The organism is Bacillus hominis, assembly GCF_030348325.1.
GTDB classification, from domain to species: Bacteria; Bacillota; Bacilli; order Bacillales; family Bacillaceae_G; genus Bacillus_A; species Bacillus_A hominis.
Genome location: NZ_JAUCFS010000005.1, coordinates 4,648,677 through 4,668,926, shown reverse-complemented (window position 1 = coordinate 4,668,926; position 20,250 = coordinate 4,648,677). Strand labels below are relative to the sequence as shown.

21 protein-coding genes are annotated in these 20,250 nt (G+C 38.1%); 15 read left to right on the top strand and 6 right to left on the bottom strand.

Going from position 1 to position 20,250, the window contains the following annotated elements:
- The first annotated feature begins 121 nt into the window (after positions 1-121).
- The 15 genes from uvrB to QUF93_RS26910 all read left to right on the top strand — a co-directional run bounded on the left by uvrB (position 122) and on the right by QUF93_RS26910 (position 16,231).
- Positions 122-2,098 (top strand): excinuclease ABC subunit B, encoded by a 1,977-nt coding sequence (gene uvrB / locus QUF93_RS26980; RefSeq protein ID WP_002124044.1) that lies wholly within the window; start codon positions 122-124, stop codon positions 2,096-2,098.
- A 5-nt stretch (positions 2,099-2,103) separates the two neighbouring features.
- Entirely contained in the window at positions 2,104-4,974 is a 2,871-nt protein-coding gene (uvrA, locus tag QUF93_RS26975) for an excinuclease ABC subunit UvrA (protein WP_289360745.1), read from the top strand.
- A 186-nt stretch (positions 4,975-5,160) separates the two neighbouring features.
- Positions 5,161-5,541, top strand: coding sequence for a phage holin family protein (locus QUF93_RS26970; RefSeq protein ID WP_289360744.1), 381 nt, complete (start codon positions 5,161-5,163; stop codon positions 5,539-5,541).
- A 156-nt stretch (positions 5,542-5,697) separates the two neighbouring features.
- Positions 5,698-6,627 carry an HPr(Ser) kinase/phosphatase gene (hprK, locus tag QUF93_RS26965; RefSeq protein WP_001127254.1) on the top strand — a complete coding sequence of 310 codons (930 nt, stop codon included), beginning with the start codon at positions 5,698-5,700 and terminating at the stop codon, positions 6,625-6,627.
- 24 nt (positions 6,628-6,651) lie between these two features.
- Positions 6,652-7,464, top strand: coding sequence for a prolipoprotein diacylglyceryl transferase (gene lgt / locus QUF93_RS26960; RefSeq protein ID WP_002124049.1), 813 nt, complete (start codon positions 6,652-6,654; stop codon positions 7,462-7,464).
- A gap of 66 nt (positions 7,465-7,530) precedes the next feature.
- Positions 7,531-8,181, top strand: coding sequence for a pyrophosphatase PpaX (gene ppaX / locus QUF93_RS26955; protein WP_212934996.1), 651 nt, complete (start codon positions 7,531-7,533; stop codon positions 8,179-8,181).
- 34 nt (positions 8,182-8,215) lie between these two features.
- Entirely contained in the window at positions 8,216-8,722 is a 507-nt protein-coding gene (locus QUF93_RS26950; RefSeq protein ID WP_289375874.1) for an acyltransferase, read from the top strand.
- 145 nt (positions 8,723-8,867) lie between these two features.
- The gene (locus tag QUF93_RS26945) at positions 8,868-10,379 is read left to right on the top strand and encodes a tetratricopeptide repeat protein (RefSeq protein WP_088060488.1); all 1,512 of its coding nucleotides are present in this window, start codon (positions 8,868-8,870) and stop codon (positions 10,377-10,379) included.
- An 84-nt stretch (positions 10,380-10,463) separates the two neighbouring features.
- A complete protein-coding gene (trxB, locus tag QUF93_RS26940) occupies positions 10,464-11,420 on the top strand; it encodes a thioredoxin-disulfide reductase (RefSeq protein WP_289360743.1) in 957 nt (318 codons plus the stop codon).
- Positions 11,421-11,581: 161 nt separating this feature from the next.
- Positions 11,582-12,388 (top strand): DUF368 domain-containing protein, encoded by an 807-nt coding sequence (locus QUF93_RS26935; protein WP_289360742.1) that lies wholly within the window; start codon positions 11,582-11,584, stop codon positions 12,386-12,388.
- Between the two features lie 215 nt (positions 12,389-12,603).
- Positions 12,604-13,062 carry an NUDIX hydrolase gene (locus tag QUF93_RS26930; protein WP_002124062.1) on the top strand — a complete coding sequence of 153 codons (459 nt, stop codon included), beginning with the start codon at positions 12,604-12,606 and terminating at the stop codon, positions 13,060-13,062.
- Positions 13,063-13,082: 20 nt separating this feature from the next.
- The gene (rapZ, locus tag QUF93_RS26925) at positions 13,083-13,964 is read left to right on the top strand and encodes an RNase adapter RapZ (protein WP_002016084.1); all 882 of its coding nucleotides are present in this window, start codon (positions 13,083-13,085) and stop codon (positions 13,962-13,964) included.
- 3 nt (positions 13,965-13,967) lie between these two features.
- The gene (locus QUF93_RS26920) at positions 13,968-14,921 is read left to right on the top strand and encodes a gluconeogenesis morphogenetic factor MgfK (RefSeq protein WP_289360741.1); all 954 of its coding nucleotides are present in this window, start codon (positions 13,968-13,970) and stop codon (positions 14,919-14,921) included.
- Between the two features lie 87 nt (positions 14,922-15,008).
- Complete coding sequence (gene whiA / locus QUF93_RS26915) at positions 15,009-15,959, top strand: DNA-binding protein WhiA (protein WP_002016082.1); 951 nt, start codon at positions 15,009-15,011, stop codon at positions 15,957-15,959.
- Positions 15,960-15,982: 23 nt separating this feature from the next.
- The gene (locus QUF93_RS26910) at positions 15,983-16,231 is read left to right on the top strand and encodes an HPr family phosphocarrier protein (RefSeq protein WP_289360740.1); all 249 of its coding nucleotides are present in this window, start codon (positions 15,983-15,985) and stop codon (positions 16,229-16,231) included.
- 249 nt (positions 16,232-16,480) lie between these two features.
- On the opposite strand, the gene clpP is transcribed toward QUF93_RS26910, so the two are convergent.
- The 6 genes from clpP to spoVAC all read right to left on the bottom strand — a co-directional run bounded on the left by clpP (position 16,481) and on the right by spoVAC (position 20,250).
- Positions 16,481-17,062 carry an ATP-dependent Clp endopeptidase proteolytic subunit ClpP gene (clpP, locus tag QUF93_RS26905; RefSeq protein ID WP_001049163.1) on the bottom strand — a complete coding sequence of 194 codons (582 nt, stop codon included), beginning with the start codon at positions 17,060-17,062 and terminating at the stop codon, positions 16,481-16,483.
- 239 nt (positions 17,063-17,301) lie between these two features.
- Entirely contained in the window at positions 17,302-18,171 is an 870-nt protein-coding gene (locus QUF93_RS26900) for a DUF421 domain-containing protein (RefSeq protein WP_289360739.1), read from the bottom strand.
- A gap of 20 nt (positions 18,172-18,191) precedes the next feature.
- Entirely contained in the window at positions 18,192-18,398 is a 207-nt protein-coding gene (locus QUF93_RS26895; protein WP_000215896.1) for a DUF1657 domain-containing protein, read from the bottom strand.
- An 11-nt stretch (positions 18,399-18,409) separates the two neighbouring features.
- Entirely contained in the window at positions 18,410-18,760 is a 351-nt protein-coding gene (gene spoVAE, locus QUF93_RS26890; protein WP_000575919.1) for a stage V sporulation protein AE, read from the bottom strand.
- Positions 18,757-19,773 (bottom strand): stage V sporulation protein AD, encoded by a 1,017-nt coding sequence (gene spoVAD / locus QUF93_RS26885; RefSeq protein ID WP_289360738.1) that lies wholly within the window; start codon positions 19,771-19,773, stop codon positions 18,757-18,759. Before spoVAD ends, spoVAE begins: the two co-directional genes overlap by 4 nt.
- The gene (spoVAC, locus tag QUF93_RS26880; protein WP_002034730.1) at positions 19,774-20,250 is read right to left on the bottom strand and encodes a stage V sporulation protein AC; all 477 of its coding nucleotides are present in this window, start codon (positions 20,248-20,250) and stop codon (positions 19,774-19,776) included.

Below are 20,250 nucleotides of genomic sequence, written 5' to 3'. Positions count from 1 at the left end.
TTCCTTTTTTATGTATATATTGTCGAAAGTTTTACCGAATATCTGTTCGTTTTTTTAGGTTTTTTATGAGCATTCGTGGTAAAATAATAATACAGATTTTTATGAGGAGGTCGGTTTTTAGTTGGAACATCCATTTGAAATTATCTCAGAATATTCCCCGCAAGGTGATCAGCCGGGGGCGATAGAGAAGCTTGTAGAGGGAATTAATAGTGGAAAGAAAAAGCAAGTGTTGCTTGGAGCGACAGGGACGGGTAAGACATTTACGATTTCAAATGTCATTAAAGAAGTGCAGAAGCCAACACTTGTGATGGCTCATAATAAAACGTTAGCAGGGCAGTTATATAGTGAGCTGAAAGATTTCTTTCCTAACAATTCTGTTGAGTATTTTGTTAGTTATTACGATTATTATCAGCCAGAAGCGTACGTACCACATACGGATACGTTTATTGAAAAAGATGCGCAAATTAACGATGAAATCGATAAATTACGCCACTCGGCAACGTCTTCCTTATTTGAACGAGATGATGTTATTATCGTTGCGAGTGTATCGTGCATATACGGTTTAGGTTCTCCGGAAGAATACCGCGAGTTAGTTGTTTCACTTCGAGTTGGTATGGAAAAGGACCGCAATCAATTGCTTCGTGAACTTGTTGATGTACAGTATGGACGTAATGATATTGATTTCAAGCGTGGTACATTCCGTGTGCGCGGAGATGTAGTTGAAATTTTCCCTGCATCACTTGACGAACATTGTATTCGAATTGAATTTTTCGGAGATGAAATAGATCGTATTCGAGAAGTAAATGCATTAACGGGTGAAGTATTAGCAGAACGTGATCATGTAGCAATCTTCCCGGCATCTCACTTCGTTACACGTGAAGAAAAGCTGAAGGTAGCTATTGAAAATATAGAGAAAGAATTAGAAGAGCGTTTAAAAGAATTAAATGATAACGGTAAATTGTTAGAAGCGCAGCGCATAGAACAACGTACACGTTATGATTTAGAAATGATGCGTGAGATGGGTTTTTGTTCAGGGATTGAAAACTATTCCCGTCATTTAACACTTCGTCCAGCAGGTTCAACACCATATACACTTTTGGACTATTTTCCAGAGGATTTCTTAATTGTTATGGATGAGTCGCATGTATCGGTTCCGCAAGTAAGAGCGATGTATAACGGGGACCAAGCACGTAAGCAAGTGCTTGTGGATCATGGATTCCGTCTGCCATCAGCTTTAGATAATAGACCGCTCACATTTGATGAGTTTGAAGAGAAAACGAATCAAGTTATTTACGTTTCGGCAACGCCAGGACCATACGAGTTAGAGCAGTCACCGGAAGTAATAGAACAAATTATTCGTCCAACAGGGCTTTTAGATCCACCAATTGATGTACGACCAATTGAAGGTCAAATTGACGATTTATTAGGAGAGATTCAAGATCGTATTGCAAAAAATGAACGTGTATTAATTACGACTTTAACGAAAAAAATGTCAGAGGATTTAACGGATTACTTAAAAGATGTAGGAATTAAAGTGAACTATCTTCACTCTGAAATTAAAACGTTAGAACGTATTGAAATTATTCGTGACCTTCGCCTTGGTAAGTTTGATGTACTTGTCGGTATTAACTTATTAAGAGAAGGATTAGATATTCCAGAAGTATCACTTGTAGCTATTTTAGATGCTGATAAGGAAGGATTCCTACGTTCAGAGCGTTCATTAATTCAAACAATTGGTCGTGCGGCACGTAATGAAAACGGCCGCGTTATTATGTACGCAGATCGTATAACAAGATCAATGGGAATTGCGATTGAAGAAACGCAGCGTCGTCGCCAGTTGCAAGAAGCTTACAATAAAGAGCATGGTATTACGCCGAAGACGATTCAAAAAGGAGTACGTGACGTTATTCGTGCGACAACAGCAGCTGAGGATACGGAAACGTATGAAACAGCACCAGCTAAGAAGATGACGAAAAAAGAACGTGAAAATACAATTGCGAAGATGGAAGCAGAGATGAAAGAAGCAGCAAAAGCGTTAGATTTCGAGCGTGCAGCTGAATTAAGAGATTTACTATTAGAATTAAAAGCGGAAGGGTGAAAAGAGTGAGTAAGGATTTTATTGTTGTAAAAGGTGCTAGAGCGCATAATTTAAAAAATATTGACGTAACCATTCCGAGAAATCAGCTTGTTGTTGTGACGGGATTGTCTGGTTCAGGAAAATCATCGTTAGCATTTGATACGATTTATGCGGAAGGGCAGCGCAGATACGTGGAATCTTTATCCGCGTATGCGCGCCAGTTTTTAGGGCAAATGGATAAGCCGGATGTTGATACGATTGAGGGTTTATCTCCAGCGATTTCAATTGATCAAAAAACGACGAGTCGTAATCCACGTTCAACGGTTGGAACGGTAACAGAGATTTATGATTATTTACGTTTATTATTCGCACGAATTGGTACGCCGATTTGTCCGAATCATGGAATTGAAATTACATCACAAACAGTGGAACAGATGGTAGACCGTGTTCTTGAATATCCTGAACGTACGAAGTTGCAAGTGCTAGCGCCTATCGTGTCAGGGCGTAAAGGTACGCATGTGAAAGTATTAGAAGATATTAAGAAGCAAGGTTATGTTCGTGTGCGCGTTGATGGAGAGATGCTGGATGTATCTGAAGAGATTACGTTAGAAAAAAATAAGAAGCATTCAATTGAAGTTGTTATTGACCGTATTGTTGTGAAAGAAGGAATTGCAAGCCGACTTGCAGATTCACTCGAAAGTGCTTTAAAGCTTGGCGGGGGCCGAGTTTTAATCGATGTAATGGGAGAGGAAGAACTTCTATTTAGTGAACATCATGCTTGTCCGCATTGTGGTTTTTCAATCGGAGAATTAGAGCCGCGTATGTTCTCGTTCAATAGTCCGTTCGGCGCGTGTCCTTCTTGTGATGGACTTGGCTCGAAGTTAGAGGTAGATTTAGAGCTTGTTATTCCGAACTGGGATGTATCATTAAATGAACATGCGATTGCTCCTTGGGAACCGACAAGTTCACAATATTACCCGCAATTATTAAAATCTGTGTGTAATCATTACGGCATCGATATGGATATGCCGGTGAAAGATATACCGAAGGATTTATTTGATAAAGTGTTGTACGGAAGCGGGGAAGAGAAGGTTTATTTCCGCTATGTGAATGAATTTGGTCAAGTAAAGGAAAATGAGATTTTATTTGAAGGTGTTATTCCGAATATCGAGCGTCGTTATCGTGAGACGAGTTCTGATTATGTTCGTGAGCAAATGGAGAAATATATGGCGGAGCAAGCTTGTCCAAAGTGTAAAGGCGGACGCTTAAAGCCTGAGAGTTTAGCTGTTTTCGTTGGTGATAAAACGATTGCTGATGTAACGAAATATTCTGTTCAAGAAGTACAGGAGTTCTTCTCGAATGTTGAGTTAACTGAGAAACAACAAAAAATTGCTCATTTAATTTTAAGAGAAATTCAGGAACGCGTTGGGTTCTTAGTGAACGTCGGTTTAGATTATTTAACGTTAAGTCGTGCAGCAGGAACTTTATCAGGTGGTGAGGCGCAGCGTATTCGTTTAGCAACGCAAATTGGTTCTCGCCTTACTGGCGTACTGTATATCCTCGATGAGCCTTCTATTGGTTTGCATCAGCGCGATAATGATCGTCTTATTCGTACATTGCAGGAAATGCGTGATTTAGGAAATACGTTAATCGTTGTTGAGCATGATGAAGATACGATGATGGCTGCTGATTATTTACTTGATATCGGACCTGGTGCAGGTATTCATGGTGGTCAAGTTGTATCAGCAGGTACACCAGCTGAAGTTATGCAAGACGAGAATTCATTAACAGGGAAATATTTAAGCGGTAAAGAGTTTATTCCGGTACCACTTGAAAGACGTAAAGGTGATGGACGTAAAGTGGAGATTGTCGGTGCGAAAGAAAATAACTTGAAAAATGCGAAGATGTCATTCCCTCTAGGAACATTTGTAGCAGTGACAGGCGTATCTGGCTCTGGAAAAAGTACGATGATTAATGAAGTGCTATATAAATCGTTAGCTCAAAAGTTATATAAAGCGAAAGCGAAGCCAGGGGCTCATAAAGAAATTAAAGGTCTTGAGCAGTTAGATAAAGTTATTGATATTGATCAATCACCAATCGGGCGTACACCACGTTCCAACCCAGCAACATATACAGGTGTATTCGATGATATTCGTGATGTGTTTGCGCAAACGAATGAAGCGAAAGTGCGTGGATATCAAAAAGGACGTTTCAGCTTTAACGTAAAAGGCGGCCGTTGTGAAGCGTGTCGTGGTGATGGAATTATTAAAATTGAAATGCATTTCTTACCAGACGTGTATGTTCCGTGTGAAGTTTGTCACGGTAAACGTTACAACCGTGAAACGTTAGAAGTGAAATATAAAGATAAGAATATTTCTGAAGTGTTAGGGATGACAATTGAAGATGGGGTAGAGTTCTTTGCTAACATCCCGAAAATTAAGCGTAAACTTCAAACACTTGTAGATGTAGGGCTTGGTTATATGAAATTAGGACAACCAGCTACGACGTTATCAGGTGGTGAGGCGCAGCGTGTGAAATTAGCTTCTGAATTACATCGTCGTTCTACAGGGCGTACGTTATACATTTTAGATGAGCCGACGACTGGCTTACATGCACATGATATTGCACGTCTTCTAGAAGTGTTGCAACGTCTTGTTGAAAGCGGGGAGACAGTACTTGTAATCGAGCATAATTTAGATGTTATTAAAACAGCTGATTATATCGTTGATCTTGGGCCGGAAGGCGGAGACAAAGGCGGACAAATTGTTGCTTCCGGAACGCCAGAACAAGTAGTGAAAGAAGAACGCTCGTATACAGGTAAGTATTTAAAAGAGATTTTAGATCGTGATAAAGCAAGAATGAAAGAGAAAATAAAAGAAGTAGAGTTATCACAATAAGTTGTTAAATAAAACCGAGTGGAAATTACACTCGGTTTTTATTTAACTAAGGGAAACTGGTAAGATTGTTAGTAGGTATACAAGTATAAAGAATAGAATAAATTGGTATAAGAGTTTGCGTGTTACTTGCGTTTATTGTCTATTAGCGTATGATGAAATATATATGTTAAAAGGATGTGTAAGGAAATGAGATGGATTGTATCACTTCTTGTAAATAGTATTGTGTTAATCGCTGTATCCGGACTTTTAAAAGGGGTTGCACCAGACGCATTTTACATAGCAAATATACAAACTGCAATTATTGCGAGTATTATATTGGCGATTTTAAACGTATTTGTAAAGCCGCTTTTAATTTTAATTACGCTACCAATTACTCTTGTAACTTTCGGTTTCTTCTTAATTGTTATTAATGCGATTACGTTAAAGATGACGGATTCATTATTAGGGGACGCCTTTAATATATCTGGATTTGGTGTAGCGATTGTTGCGGCAATTTGTATTTCGATTTTTAATATGATAATTGAAAAAGTAATTGTTGAACCATTACATGAAAAAAAGAGAAAATGACAAAAAGAAAAACATTTCATGATTCATATGAAATGTTTTTTTCTATTTATTAGAAACCGTGTTTCTTGTTTCCAGAAAAAAATGGTACAATATCCGGTAGAATGGAATTTTACATCAAATGAGACTGAACCCGCAGCGGAGTGGAGGTTTATACATATGCCGAAAGTAAGGACAAAAGATTTAATTGAACAATTTCAATTGGAGTTAGTAAGTGGTGAAGAAGGGATTCATCGTCCGATTGATACGAGTGATTTATCACGACCTGGAATTGAAATGGCAGGATTTTTTACATATTATCCAGCTGATCGCGTGCAGCTTCTTGGAAAAACGGAGCTTACATTCTTTGATACGTTAACGACAGAGCAAAAGCAAGAGAGAATGAAAGCGCTTTGTACGGAAGAGACACCTTGTATTATTGTAACTCGTAATCAAGATGTGCCGGATGAGTTATTACAAGCATCACGTGAATCAGGCGTGCCTTTATTACGTTCTTCTCAAACGACGACGAGATTATCAAGTCGTTTAACAAACTATTTAGAAGGTAAGCTAGCGCCAACAACAGCTGTTCATGGTGTGTTAGTAGATATTTATGGCGTTGGTGTTTTAATTACAGGTCAAAGTGGTGTCGGGAAAAGTGAGACAGCGCTTGAACTTGTAAAGCGTGGTCACCGCCTTGTTGCGGATGATAGCGTAGAAATTCGTCAAGAAGATGAAGACACATTAGTAGGAAGCTCACCTGATTTAATTGAGCACTTATTAGAAATTCGTGGTCTAGGTATCATTAACGTAATGACGTTATTCGGTGCAGGGGCAGTACGAAATTATAAACGTATTACGCTTGTTATTAATCTTGAAATTTGGGATCAAAAGAAAAATTATGATCGCTTAGGTCTTGATGAAGAGAAGATGAAGATTATTGATACAGAACTTACGAAGATTACACTTCCAGTTCGTCCTGGTCGAAACTTGGCTGTTATTATTGAAGTAGCAGCGATGAACTTCAGATTAAAACGTATGGGAGTCAATGCGGCACAGCAGTTCTCTGAACGATTAATGAGTGCGATTGAGTTAGGAAATCAAGAGTAGACTCTAAAGAGGGAGGTCATACATATGCTGTTAGGTTCTGTACCACAGCTTGACCGTATAGCAATCCAACTCGGACCGTTCCCTGTTTATTGGTATGGGGTTATTATCGGTACAGGTGTGCTATTAGGTCTTTGGCTAGCAACTCGCGAGGGAGAAAGGCTTGGTATTCACAAAGATACATTTATCGACCTTGTATTAATCGCAGTACCAATTGCCATTCTTTTTGCGAGAATGTATTATGTTATTTTTGAATGGGAATATTATTCGCAAAATCCGAGTCAAATTATTAATATTCGTCAAGGTGGTTTGGCGATTCATGGTGGTTTAATCGGGGCTGTTATTACAGGAATCCTTTTTGCGAAACGACGCGGGCTTTCATTCTGGAAGTTAGCGGATATTGCTGCGCCGAGTATTTTACTAGGACAAGCAATTGGCCGATGGGGAAACTTTATGAACCAAGAGGCGCATGGTGATGAAGTAACGAGACAGTTTTTAGAAGGTCTTCATTTACCGGATTTCATTATTAATCAAATGTACATTGATGGTGTGTATTATCACCCAACGTTTTTATATGAATCATTATGGAACTTTGCAGGTGTTATTTTACTACTCGCGTTACGAAAAGTGAATTTACGACGTGGTGAATTATTCTTCACATATTTAATTTGGTATTCAGTGGGACGCTTCTTCGTAGAAGGTTTGCGTACAGATAGTTTAATGTTAGGACCACTTCGTATTGCACAAGTAATGTCTATTGGAATTGTTGTTATTTCTATCATTTTCATTATTGTGAGACGAAAAATGGGGCAAGCTGATAAAAGATATTTAGAAAATTAGAGAAAAGTAGCATCTTATATAAGATGCTGCTTCTTTCATATTCAGGTAATGAAAGGATCAAGGACGATGAAAATAAATACAGTGTTATTTGATTTAGATGGAACGTTAATTAATACAAACGAACTTATTATCTCTTCTTTTTTACATACGTTACATACATATTATCCAAATCAGTATAAGCGTGAAGATGTATTGCCATTTATCGGTCCATCTTTGCACGATACTTTTAGTAATATTGATGCAAGCAAGGTTGAAGAGATGATTACATGTTATCGTCAATTTAATCATGAGCATCATGATGAATTAGTGGAAGAATATGAAACTGTATATGAAACAGTTCAAGAATTGAAGAAGCAAGGCTATAAGGTTGGCATTGTTACAACGAAAGCAAGAAAGACGGTTGAAATGGGATTAAAGCTTTCGAAACTTGATCAGTTTTTTGATGTTGTCGTGACAATTGATGATGTGGAACATGTGAAACCACATCCAGAACCACTTCAAAAAGCGCTCGAATTATTAGATGCAAATCCAGAAGAAACATTGATGGTTGGTGATAATCATCATGATATCGTCGGTGGACAAAATGCAGGTACGAAAACAGTAGCGGTTTCATGGACATTGAAAGGTAGAGCGTATTTAGAAGCTTACAAGCCAGACTTTATGCTAGATAAGATGAGTGATTTACTACCGATTTTGTCCGGTATTAACCGCTCATAAAGTTTCACTTTATTTAAGTAGAGGTGAGAGCTAAGTGCGACGGACAACGCGCTATCCTGTTTCAGGAGAAAATTCATTGTGGAATGTGTATAAAACGGTTTCTTTTTGGAAGGTAATGAAAAACTTTATTATCATCCAAATCGCACGTTACACGCCATTTTTATCCGTAAAGAATTGGTTATATCGCACGTTTTTACGGATGGAAGTAGGAAAGAAAACGTCGTTTGCAATTATGGTAATGCCGGACATTATGTTTCCAGAAAAGATTACTGTGGGAGACAATTCAATTATCGGCTATAATACAACGCTTTTAGCGCATGAATATTTAATTCGTGAGTATCGACTCGGAGAAATCATTATAGGGAATGAAGTTATGATTGGAGCGAATACGACAGTTTTACCAGGTGTGACGATTGGAGATGGTGCTATCGTTTCTGCTGGCACACTTGTCCATAAAGATGTACCAGGCGGCGCTTTCGTAGGCGGAAATCCGATGCGTATTATTTATACGAAAGAGGAAATGGCCACTAGAGAAGGTTGATGTTAAAAATGTAACATTTCCCTTCTCTTTTTATGAATAAAAAGGAAATAATTGATTACAATATACTGTTTTGTTTTTTACGGAATCGTTTATACTTATAGATAGAAGAATGTGTGAACGAAGAAAACAAAAAACTGGAGGATATATGGGGAAAAATCAAAGAATATATAAGGAGAACGGACAAGTTATCTCTTTTAATCAATTAGCGGACTTCTTTTATAAAAAAGGGATGAGGGCTTATAAAGGGCAAAAATTGCAAGATGCAATTAAATATTTTCGAAGAGCGGCACAAAGCGAGAAGGAGCCGTTTATTTTATGCCAACTAGCAATAGCATTATCTGAATCTGGTGAATATCAAGAGTCGAATCAGATATTTCTAAAGCTTGTTAGATCCAATCCTGAACTTGAGCAATGCTATTATTTTATTGCAAATAATTATGCATATATGGGCTTGTTTCAACAGGCGAAGAAGTATGCAGAGCAATATTTAGAAGTTGCGGAAGAGAAGGAATTCGTAGAAGATACATTAGAATTGCTTGAGATTATGGAAGAAGAAGCAATGGGTGCGGAAGAGATTGAGGATGAAGATGAGCTAATTGTTATGCAGGAAGAAGCGAACCGCTACATTCGTAACGGACAATTAGAAGAGGCGATTGCTACACTAGAAGTTGTTACGAAAGAATATCCAGAATTTTGGTCGGGTCATAATAATTTAGCGATTGCGCATTTTCAATCAGGTAATGTAGATCAAGCGCTCAAGTTAACAGAAATGATTTTAGAGAAAAATCCTGGTAATATGCATGCGCTTTGTAATACGCTTATTTTTCTATATTCAATTGGAGAGCATAAGCAAGTAGAGTTATTAGCAGGGCAGTTAGTTTCGGTATATCCAATTTCATTTGAGCATCGTTTGAAACTTGGGACAACGCTTGCAACAATTGGTCATTTTGAAACTGCATATAAATGGTTCAAAGTATTAAAGCGTCAAGGATACGAAGGAGACGTTAGTTTTTATTACTGGTTTGCATACTCTGCGTATATGGTGAAGGAACAGCAAGTAGCTGAAAAAATGTGGCAACATGTTGTAGAATTGCATCCTGATAAAAAAGGAAAAGAACCGTGGAATGCACTTAATTTAGCAGATGAAGGACAAAACCTTTTATTTGAAGAATTACGAAAATCATTTCAGCAAAGCGCGACGCTAGAAGAGCAAATGCTAGCTTTATATTTAATGAATGAATTGTCAACACCAGAGAAGGTTGGTTTTTTCTTTGATATAACGCAAGCGAAAAATGGTGTTCCAATCGTATCACAACTTGCAAAATATTTCTTTTTACTTAATAGTCATAAAAGCATTCCAGCTGATTTACAGCAATTCGAACAGTGCGTGCGAATTGCGGACGCGTTATACAATTATACGAAAAAAGACGATGAATTAATCGAAGAGTGTTTAAACTTTTGGTTTTGTACGTTCATACGTTTATATACATCTGGAGCGACCTTTACAAATGTGTACGGCTGGTCAGCGGCAATTGAATATATTGTGCGCGGTGAACAAAGAAATAAGATGACACAGGCAGAGCTTGGTGATGTATATAATGTATCTGTAGCGACTGTACGAAAGTATGTGCAGGCTGTTAAACGCACGCACACGTAGGGTAGGCAAATCATTGGGAAAAAAATGATGCTAACAGTATAATGAGGGTAACTTAATGTGTATGAATGAATGGGAGTGAATAGTGTGTCAGAAGAAAAAATTTATGATGTCATTATTATTGGTGCAGGACCAGCTGGTATGACAGCTGCGGTATATACATCTCGTGCGAATTTAAGCACATTGATGCTTGAGCGTGGTATTCCAGGTGGACAAATGGCAAATACAGAAGATGTAGAGAACTATCCAGGTTATGAGTCTATTTTAGGACCAGACTTATCAAATAAAATGTTTGAGCATGCGAAGAAATTTGGTGCTGAATATGCATACGGTGATGTGAAAGAAATCATTGATGGTAAAGAGTACAAAACAATTATTGCTGGTAAAAAAGAATATAAAGCACGTGCAATTATCGTTGCAAGCGGTGCAGAGTATAAAAAAATTGGTGTGCCAGGTGAAACAGAACTTGGCGGCCGCGGTGTATCATATTGTGCAGTATGTGATGGTGCATTCTTTAAAGGGAAAGAACTTGTTGTTATTGGCGGCGGAGATTCTGCTGTTGAAGAGGGTGTGTTCTTAACACGATTCGCATCAAAAGTAACAATCGTTCACCGTCGTGACACGCTTCGTGCACAGAAAATTTTACAAGATCGTGCTTTCCAAAATGAGAAAGTAGATTTCATTTGGAATCACACAATAAAAGAAATTAACGATGCAAATGGTAAAGTAGGAAGCGTAACGCTTGTAGATGTAAACAGTGGAGAAGAACAAGAAGTGAAAACTGACGGTGTTTTCGTATACATCGGTATGCTACCACTATCAAAACCGTTTGTTGAGTTAGGTATTACAAATGAAAATGGTTATGTTGAAACGAACGAGCGTATGGAAACGAAAGTTTCTGGTATTTTCGCAGCTGGTGATGTTCGTGAAAAAATGCTTCGTCAAATTGTAACTGCAACAGGCGATGGTAGTATTGCAGCGCAGAGTGCACAGCATTATATAGAAGAGTTAGTAGAGGAACTAAAGACTGTAACAGAAAAATAAGGGTATTTTTCCTTTTGAGAAGAAAGCTACCGATAGGTGGCTTTCTTTTTTTTGTTCAAATGTCAAACTTTTGTCAAAAAAAATTAAGAATATAATCTTTCTTATTGTTATACTAGAATTTATGGAAAAAATCACTATAAGAAATGAGGAATTTATTCAGTATGGAATGGCGTAATATATATCGTGGATTTTGTATGGGCGTTAGTGATTTAATTCCTGGTGTGAGCGGCGGAACAATCGCTGTTGTGTTAGGGATTTATGAACAATTGCTCGCAGCAATTAGCGGATTCTTTAGTCGTGAATGGAAAAAACATTTAGCGTTTTTAATCCCACTTGCAGCTGGTGTAGCGGCAGCTTTTCTAACGTTAAGTCACGTTATTAAATATTTATTAGCAAATCATTATGAACCGACTCAATTTTTCTTCCTCGGTTTAATTATTAGTATATTACCGATGTTAATGAGAGAAGCTGATGCAAAGGCAACGTTTAAAGGTAGTCATATTGCCTTATTAATAATTGCAGCAATTCTTGTTGCAATAACAGCATTCTTTAAACCAGATAAGGCAGCGGATCCAATTACGACGTTAACAATTTTAAATGCAATTGGTTTATTTTTCGCAGGATGGATGGCTAGTATGGCTATGCTTCTTCCTGGAATTAGTGGATCGTTTATTTTATTAATTATTGGTGTGTATCCAACAGCAATTAACGCTTTAACTACACTCAATTTGCCGTTAATCGTGGTTATCGGTGCCGGCGTTATGGCCGGATTTGTTGTAAGTAGTAAAGGAATTAGTTATTTGTTAGATCGTTATAAAAGTATGACATTTGCGGCAATTATTGGGCTCGTTATCGGGTCGATTGTCATTGTGTTCCCTGGCATTCCGACTGGTGGTATTTCAATTATAAGTTCAATTATTACTTTTATTTTAGGATTTGCGATTGTTACTTATTTCGGTAAGAAATAAGTGTTTTAATCCCCTTAACGATAAAAATCGTTAAGGGGATTTTTATGTACTGTTCATGGGAAGTAAGGTGTTTTGATTGCTTGTTATAGAAAGATTTTTTACAATTGCTTAGCAAAAGGGGACTGGCACCTTCGTTGTAGCAAACTGTTTTTGATAGTATAATGAAATGAGTATGCAGTGAAAAATTTTGCTGCAAGTAGCTGAGGTGAAGAAACATGCAAAGAGTGACAAACTGTGTGTTAATTAGAGATAATGAAGTACTCTTACTCCAAAAACCTCGCCGAAATTGGTGGGTTGCACCGGGCGGGAAAATGGAGCGTGGTGAGACAGTAAGAGATACCGTTGTTCGCGAGTATCGTGAAGAAACAGGTATTTATTTAAAGAATCCAGCATTAAAAGGGGTCTTCACTTTTGTCATCCAAGAAGGTGATAAAGTTGTTTCTGAATGGATGATGTTCTCCTTTTTAGCAACAGATTTTGCAGGAGAAAACAAATTAGAGAGCGAAGAAGGCATCATTGGTTGGCATACATTTGATAAAATTGATGATTTAGCAATGGCACCAGGAGATTATCACATTATTGATTATTTAATTAAAGGGAATGGTATAATCTACGGTACATTTGTATATACCCCAGATTTTGAGTTGCTTTCATATCGATTAGATCCGAGTTAAACCTGCAAGGAGAGGATACGATGACAGAGAATAATGATATAAAAATGGTAATTATTACAGGGATGTCTGGAGCTGGAAAAACGGTAGCGTTACAAAGTTTTGAAGATTTAGGATATTTTTGTGTAGATAATTTACCACCGATGTTATTGCCGAAGTTTATTGAACTTATGGCAGATTCAAAAGGTAAAATGAATAAAGTAGCACTCGGTATTGATTTACGTGGCCGAGAGTTTTTTGAATATTTATGGGGAGCACTTGATGATTTATCAGAACGTACATGGATTATTCCTCATATTTTATTTTTAGATGCGAAAGATAGCACACTTGTAACTCGTTATAAAGAAACGAGACGTTCGCATCCACTTGCGCCAACTGGTTTGCCGTTAAAGGGAATCGAAGCTGAGCGTGGTCTATTAACTGATATGAAGGCGCGAGCGAATATTGTGCTTGATACATCTGATTTGAAACCGAAAGAATTACGAGAGAAAATTGTTCACTTGTTCTCAACAGAAACTGAGCAAGCATTCCGTGTAAATGTTATGTCATTTGGATTTAAGTACGGAATCCCAATCGATGCTGATTTAGTATTTGATGTTCGTTTTTTACCAAATCCATATTATATTCCACATATGAAGCCATTAACAGGACTGGATGAAGAAGTTTCGTCGTATGTGTTGAAATTTAATGAAACACATAAGTTTTTAGAGAAATTGACGGATCTTATTACTTTCATGCTGCCTCATTATAAAAGAGAAGGTAAGAGTCAACTTGTAATTGCGATTGGATGTACAGGTGGGCAACATCGTTCTGTTACGCTTACAGAGTACCTTGGGAAACATTTGAAACCAGAGTATAGCGTTCATGTATCTCATCGTGATGTGGAGAAGAGAAAGGGCCATTAAGGGATGAAAAAAGAGAGAAAACCTAAAATTGTTATCATGGGAGGTGGAACTGGACTTTCTGTTTTATTAAGAGGATTAAAACAATATCCTGTTGATATTACAGCAGTTGTAACAGTAGCCGACGATGGAGGCAGTTCAGGTAGACTGCGTGATGAGCTAGAAATTCCACCTCCAGGTGATATTCGTAACGTACTTGTTGCGTTATCGGATGTAGAACCATTAGTGGAAGCTTTATTTCAGCACCGTTTTACAACTGGAGACGGACTGAAAGGGCATGCGTTAGGAAATTTACTATTGGCAGGTATGACTTCGATTACAGGAGACTTTTACCACGCGATTACGGAAACGAGTAAAGTATTAAATGTCAGAGGACGTGTATTGCCAGCAGCGAATCAAAGTGCGGTACTTCATGCAGAATTAGAAGATGGAGAAATTGTAACAGGTGAATCAAAGATTCCTTATTTCGGGAAGAAGATTAATCGTGTCTTTTTAACTCCAGAAGATGTAGAACCGTTATGTGAAACGTTGACGGAAATTAAACGAGCTGATTTGCTTGTTTTCGGTCCAGGAAGTCTGTACACAAGTATATTACCGAATTTAGTTGTTAACAAAATTGGAGACGCTGTTCTTGCTGCAAAAGCGAAGAAGGTATATGTATGTAATGTTATGACGCAAGCGGGCGAAACGAAGGGTTATACTGCGTTTGATCATGTGCAGGCGTTACATGATCATTTAGGTAAACCATTTATCGACACTGCGATTGTAAATAATCGTGATATTCCTCGTGAATTACGTAATTTATATGAGGAAGAAATGTCGGAACCAGTTGCACTGGATATAGATCGTTTTGCTGAACATAATATCGAAATCATTCAAGATCAATTAGCGAAATATGATGATCGTGTTGTAAGACATGATACATTAAAGTTAGCTTCTATTTTATATTCATTGTTATAAATGTGCGTTGCCTCGTTTGAGGTAACGCTCCTCATTCATATAGGACAAGATTTTTGTTCCAAGTAATAGTATAAGGAGGTGTTGACTGTGTCATTTGCATCAGAAACAAAGAAAGAGTTGACCAACCTTGAAATGAAGGAATGCTGTGAGAAATCCGAGTTATCGGCGTTGCTTCGAATGAACGGATCGCTTTCTTTTTCAAACCGTCGCCTATCTATCGATATTCAAACGGAAAATGCAGCAATTGCAAGAAGGATTTATACGCTTTTGAAAAAAGGATATGATGTGACGGTAGAATTACTTGTTCGTAAAAAAATGCGATTGAAGAAAAATAATGTATATATCGTGCGGCTTGTTGAGAAGTCTCGCGAAATATTAGCAGATCTTCACATTGTTCGAGATGACTTTTCGTTTATTCGAAATATATCGCAGGAATTAATCGAGAAGAAATGTTGTAAACGATCGTATTTACGCGGTGCATTTTTAGCAGGTGGTTCAGTAAATAACCCAGAAACATCATCTTATCATTTAGAGATCTTTTCGTTATATAAGGAACATAATGATTCTATATGTGAACTGATGAACGGATTTGATTTAAATAGTAAGACGTTGGAAAGAAGAAAAGGGTACATTACGTATTTGAAAGAAGCTGAGAAAATTACAGAGTTTTTAAATATTATAGGTGCTCATAATGCACTTTTAAGATTTGAAGATATTCGAATTGTTCGCGATATGCGTAATTCAGTAAATCGTTTAGTTAACTGCGAAACAGCTAATTTAAATAAAACAATTGGTGCAGCGCTAAGGCAAATTGAGAACATCCGCTATATTGATGAGACGGTTGGGCTTGATATTTTGCCAGATAAATTAAGAGAAATTGCACAGTTACGAAGAGATTATCAAGATGTAACATTGAAAGAGTTAGGTGAGATGGTATCCGGGGGGAAAATTAGTAAATCGGGTATTAATCATCGTTTGCGTAAAATCGATGAAATTGCAGAGAAATTACGCGCGGGGGAAACAGTAGCAAAAAAATAAGAGGTTAAAGGGGAAATGGAGCTGTGGTTCAAAAATTGGTTAAAGTTGCATTAAAAAACGGCTTACAAGCACGTCCGGCTGCGTTGTTTGTACAAGAAGCAAATCGTTTTCATTCTGATATTTTCATTGAGAAAGATGGAAAGGCAGTTAATGCAAAGAGCATAATGGGGATTATGAGCTTAGCAATCGGAACTGGTAGCATGATTACAATCACAACAGAAGGTTCAGATGCAGAAGAGGCTTTGGAAGCATTAGCTGCATATGTACAATAAAAGGCTATCGCGAATGTGCGATAGCTTTTCTTTATTTTGTTGTTTGTTTGTGGGTTGAGTTTAATTGATGGAAGTACATGATAATAAAGAAGCGCCCTGTAATAGGGCGCTTCTGCTTTTTGTTATATCTAGCTCCAGCGGCTAGAATCTCCGGTCGTTTCGCCCCTTCATTCGAGGCAAAAAGCGCCTCGGAACCAGGGCTCCAACGCCCTGCGATTCTGAACGAGCCGCTTCCGCTTTTAGTAGTTATTAACGATTTGTAAAGATCTTATCGATTAAGCCGTATTCTAGAGCTCTTTCTGCTGTCATGAAGTTGTCGCGGTCTGTGTCGCGTTGTAGAACTTCAAGTGGTTGACCTGTGCGGTCAGCAAGAATTTGGTTTAATTTTTCACGTAAGAATAGGATACGTTTTGCAGCGATTTCGATTTCAGTCGCTTGACCTTGTGCACCGCCGAGTGGTTGGTGAATCATTACTTCACTGTTTGGAAGTGCGTAACGTTTTCCTTTTTCACCTGCTGCAAGTAAGAATGCACCCATAGATGCAGCCATACCGATACAGATTGTTGATACTTGTGGTTTAATAAACTGCATTGTATCGTAAATTGCCATACCAGCTGTGATAGAACCACCAGGGCTGTTGATATAGATGTGAATATCTTTTTCTGGATCTTGAGATTCCAAGAATAAAAGCTGGGAAACGATTGAGTTTGCTACGTTGTCATCAATTGCGCTACCAAGCATAATGATGCGGTCTTTTAATAGTCGAGAGTAAATATCGTAAGCGCGTTCTCCACGATTTGTTTGTTCAATTACTGTAGGAATTAAATTCATCTGTTATTTCCTCCTTTAAAAGCTTTCTTAGTCTTATAATACAATTATGGTCAATGAAGGTCAAACGAAACCACTTTAAATCAAAAAATATGTAGTTGTATCATGATTTATTCGCTATGTTTTTAAAATTCCCTGCTTATGTATCTTCAACATCATAACCGAATTACATAAATTTAAACGTGATTAAAGGTGTAGAAAAGGCAAAAGAACGCCTTTTTACTGAAGCGTTCTTTCGGTATTTATTCTTTTAAAAGATAGGTTACTTTATTTAAAATTGTTTCGACTTGTTTCGCGTTTTTACTATACATTTCACTTGCTGATTTCGATTTTGTTTCTAAAGAAAATAGCTCAAGATCAGCATGGCATTTTTTTAAAGATGCCAATAGTAAAGGTTTGTTTTGAGGAGAAGGCATTTGAAGTTTGTCATTATAAATGTCGATAGTAAGTTGTCCGTATGAGTCAACTTGAGCGAGAAAGACATTTTCGATGACAACACCGAGTTTTTCTAATTCTGAATGTAACCAAGCACGGTTATGTCCACTTGCTGAAAGAGGTTCATCTAGTACATTTCCATCCATAATAACAGTTTGTGGTTCTTTCTCATTCGGCACTTTTAATCCGAGGTCTTTTGCAGTAAGTGGTTGAGCATCTTTCTTTAATAATACATTTAATTCTCCGCTCGGTTCTAAAACGGCAAATTCGACTTCAGCTATACTGAATGCACCATTTCCTCTAAGAAGTTCAAGTAACTCGTCGCTTGTATATTTTTCTTTCTTTAAATTATCCTCAAGTACTTTGCCATCCTTTATTAAAACTGTAGACTTCCCTTCAAAAAAATCTCTAGCAGTTTTGTTTTTTAAGGAAAGAATTCCGACAAAAAAAGGTACCGAAGCGAAAATAAGTATTGCAAAGACACCATGGAAAAATTTTTGGTCAAGCCCTGTAGCTATTTGAGCGGCGATATCACCGATTGTCATTCCCGCTATGTATTCAAAAAAGGAAAGCTGAGAGAGTTGCCTTTTTCCTAAGCATTTTGTAATAGTGAATAAAATAATTAATATGAATACAGAGCGAAGAATGACAAGTGTCCATTCAGGCAGGTGAGACATAGTCGTTTCCTCCAGTCTACTTAAAACCCTTTATATTGAGGTTCTTCACGTTCTAATAATGAAACTCTATCCTTTAAATCAGCGATAACACTGTCCATTTCTAACATACATTCATGAAATACGCGTTTTGCTTCGTCGTCTGTAGAATTTAGCGAAAGAGAGCTTAAGCTTGCTTGAGCGCCCCTTAAACTAGCAAGACAAGTTTTTACGCTAGCGATAACAGTCATACAAACACTCCTTATCCTTTCGGTTTGAATAGCAATGCGCCAATGAACCCGAAAATAATAGCTGCTGATACACCGGCGCTCGTTACTTTAAACATGCCGGTAATGACGCCAACAATTCCATGTTTTGCAGCTTCTTCCATCGCGCCGTGAACGAGGGCGTTACCGAAACTTGTAATCGGTACAGTTGCCCCAGCTCCAGCGAAATCAATTAATGGTTCATACAGATTGAATCCATCTAATATAGCTCCAGCAACAACGAGTGTTGCCATTGTATGGGCAGGAGTAAGTTTACCGACATCAAACATAAGTTGACCAATTACACATATAAGCCCACCAATGACGAAAGCCCAGAAAAAAATCATTGCAATGCACCTCCAAATTCAATCGAAACAGCGTGAGCGATACACGGAATTGTTTCTTCTTGTTGGAATGTAAGAGGAGATAGTAAAGCACCTGTCGCAACAACGAGTATCCTTTTGAATTCTCCTTTTTTCATTCTATTTAATAAATGCCCGTACACGACTGTCGCTGAACAGCCTGGGCCACTCCCGCCGGCTATTACAGGCTGACCTTCTCTATAAATGAGTAGTCCGCAATCTTGAAATTGTTCACTTGTTACTTTTGTCCCATGTTTATGTAGTAAGTCGTAAGCAATTTCGCGTCCAACATGTCCGAGATCGCCTGTTACGATTAAATCGTAGTGAGATGCATCAAGCTGCCTTTCTCTTAAATGAGCTTCAATTGTATCGACAGCAGCAGGAGCCATCGCACCTCCCATATTAAATGGATCAGTTAATCCCATATCAACAACTCGCCCAATCGTTGCAGATGTTACCATAGGGCCATGTCCAGTATCGCTCAAAATAGCGGCTCCTGCTCCAGTCACTGTCCACTGGGCGGTAGGAGGTTTTTGGCCCCCATATTCAGTTGGATAGCGAAATTGTTTTTCTACGGCAGTGTTGTGGCTTGAGGCGCCAGTTAATAAATATTTCGCGCCTTTTGCATTTACGATACTGGCGCCGAGAGCTAAGCCTTCCATAGAGGTAGAACAGGCGCCGAATAAACCGAGATAAGGCGTGCCGAGTGTGCGGCATGCAAAGCTCGTTGGAGTTATTTGATTAATTAAATCTCCTGCAAGTACGAATTGAATATCGTCTTTACGAAGTTTCGCCTTTTCTGTAGCACGGCTACAAGCTTCTTCAAACAAAATTTTATGTGCTTTTTCATAGGAATCTTGTCCGAGCCATAAATCTTCATGAAGGGTATCGAAGTCTTCAGGGATTTTTCCCTTTGCCTCAAAGGGGCCGCCGACTACACCTGTTGAGATGATAACTGGTTTGTTTTCGAATACCCAAGTTCGGTGTCCTTGTAACATTTACAGCCCTCCCCATTGAAAGAGAATCGTTTTAATAAGAGCGATGACAAAAGCTGAAAATACGCCAAATAAAATAACCGATCCTGCTAGTTTAAACATGTTGCCACCAACACCGAGAACAAACCCCTCTGTCCGGTGTTCAATACATGCGGCAATAACAGAGTTACCAAATCCGGTAACGGGAACTGCGGTGCCAGCACCAGCAAATTGCCCAAGTCGATCGTAGACGCCAAATCCCGTTAGTAGCATAGAAATAAAAATAAGAGTTGCAACTGTAGGATTCCCGGCAGAGCGTTCAGTGAAATCAAAATAAGTAATATAAAAGGTGGAAATCAGTTGGCCTATTAGACAAATTAATCCCCCGACGAAAAAAGCTTTTATACAATTTTTTAAAACGGGGCGCTTCGGTTCGCGTTGTTGTTCAAATTTTTTATATTCTTGTTGTACAGGTGTTAAATTTTTATCTTTACTAGACAT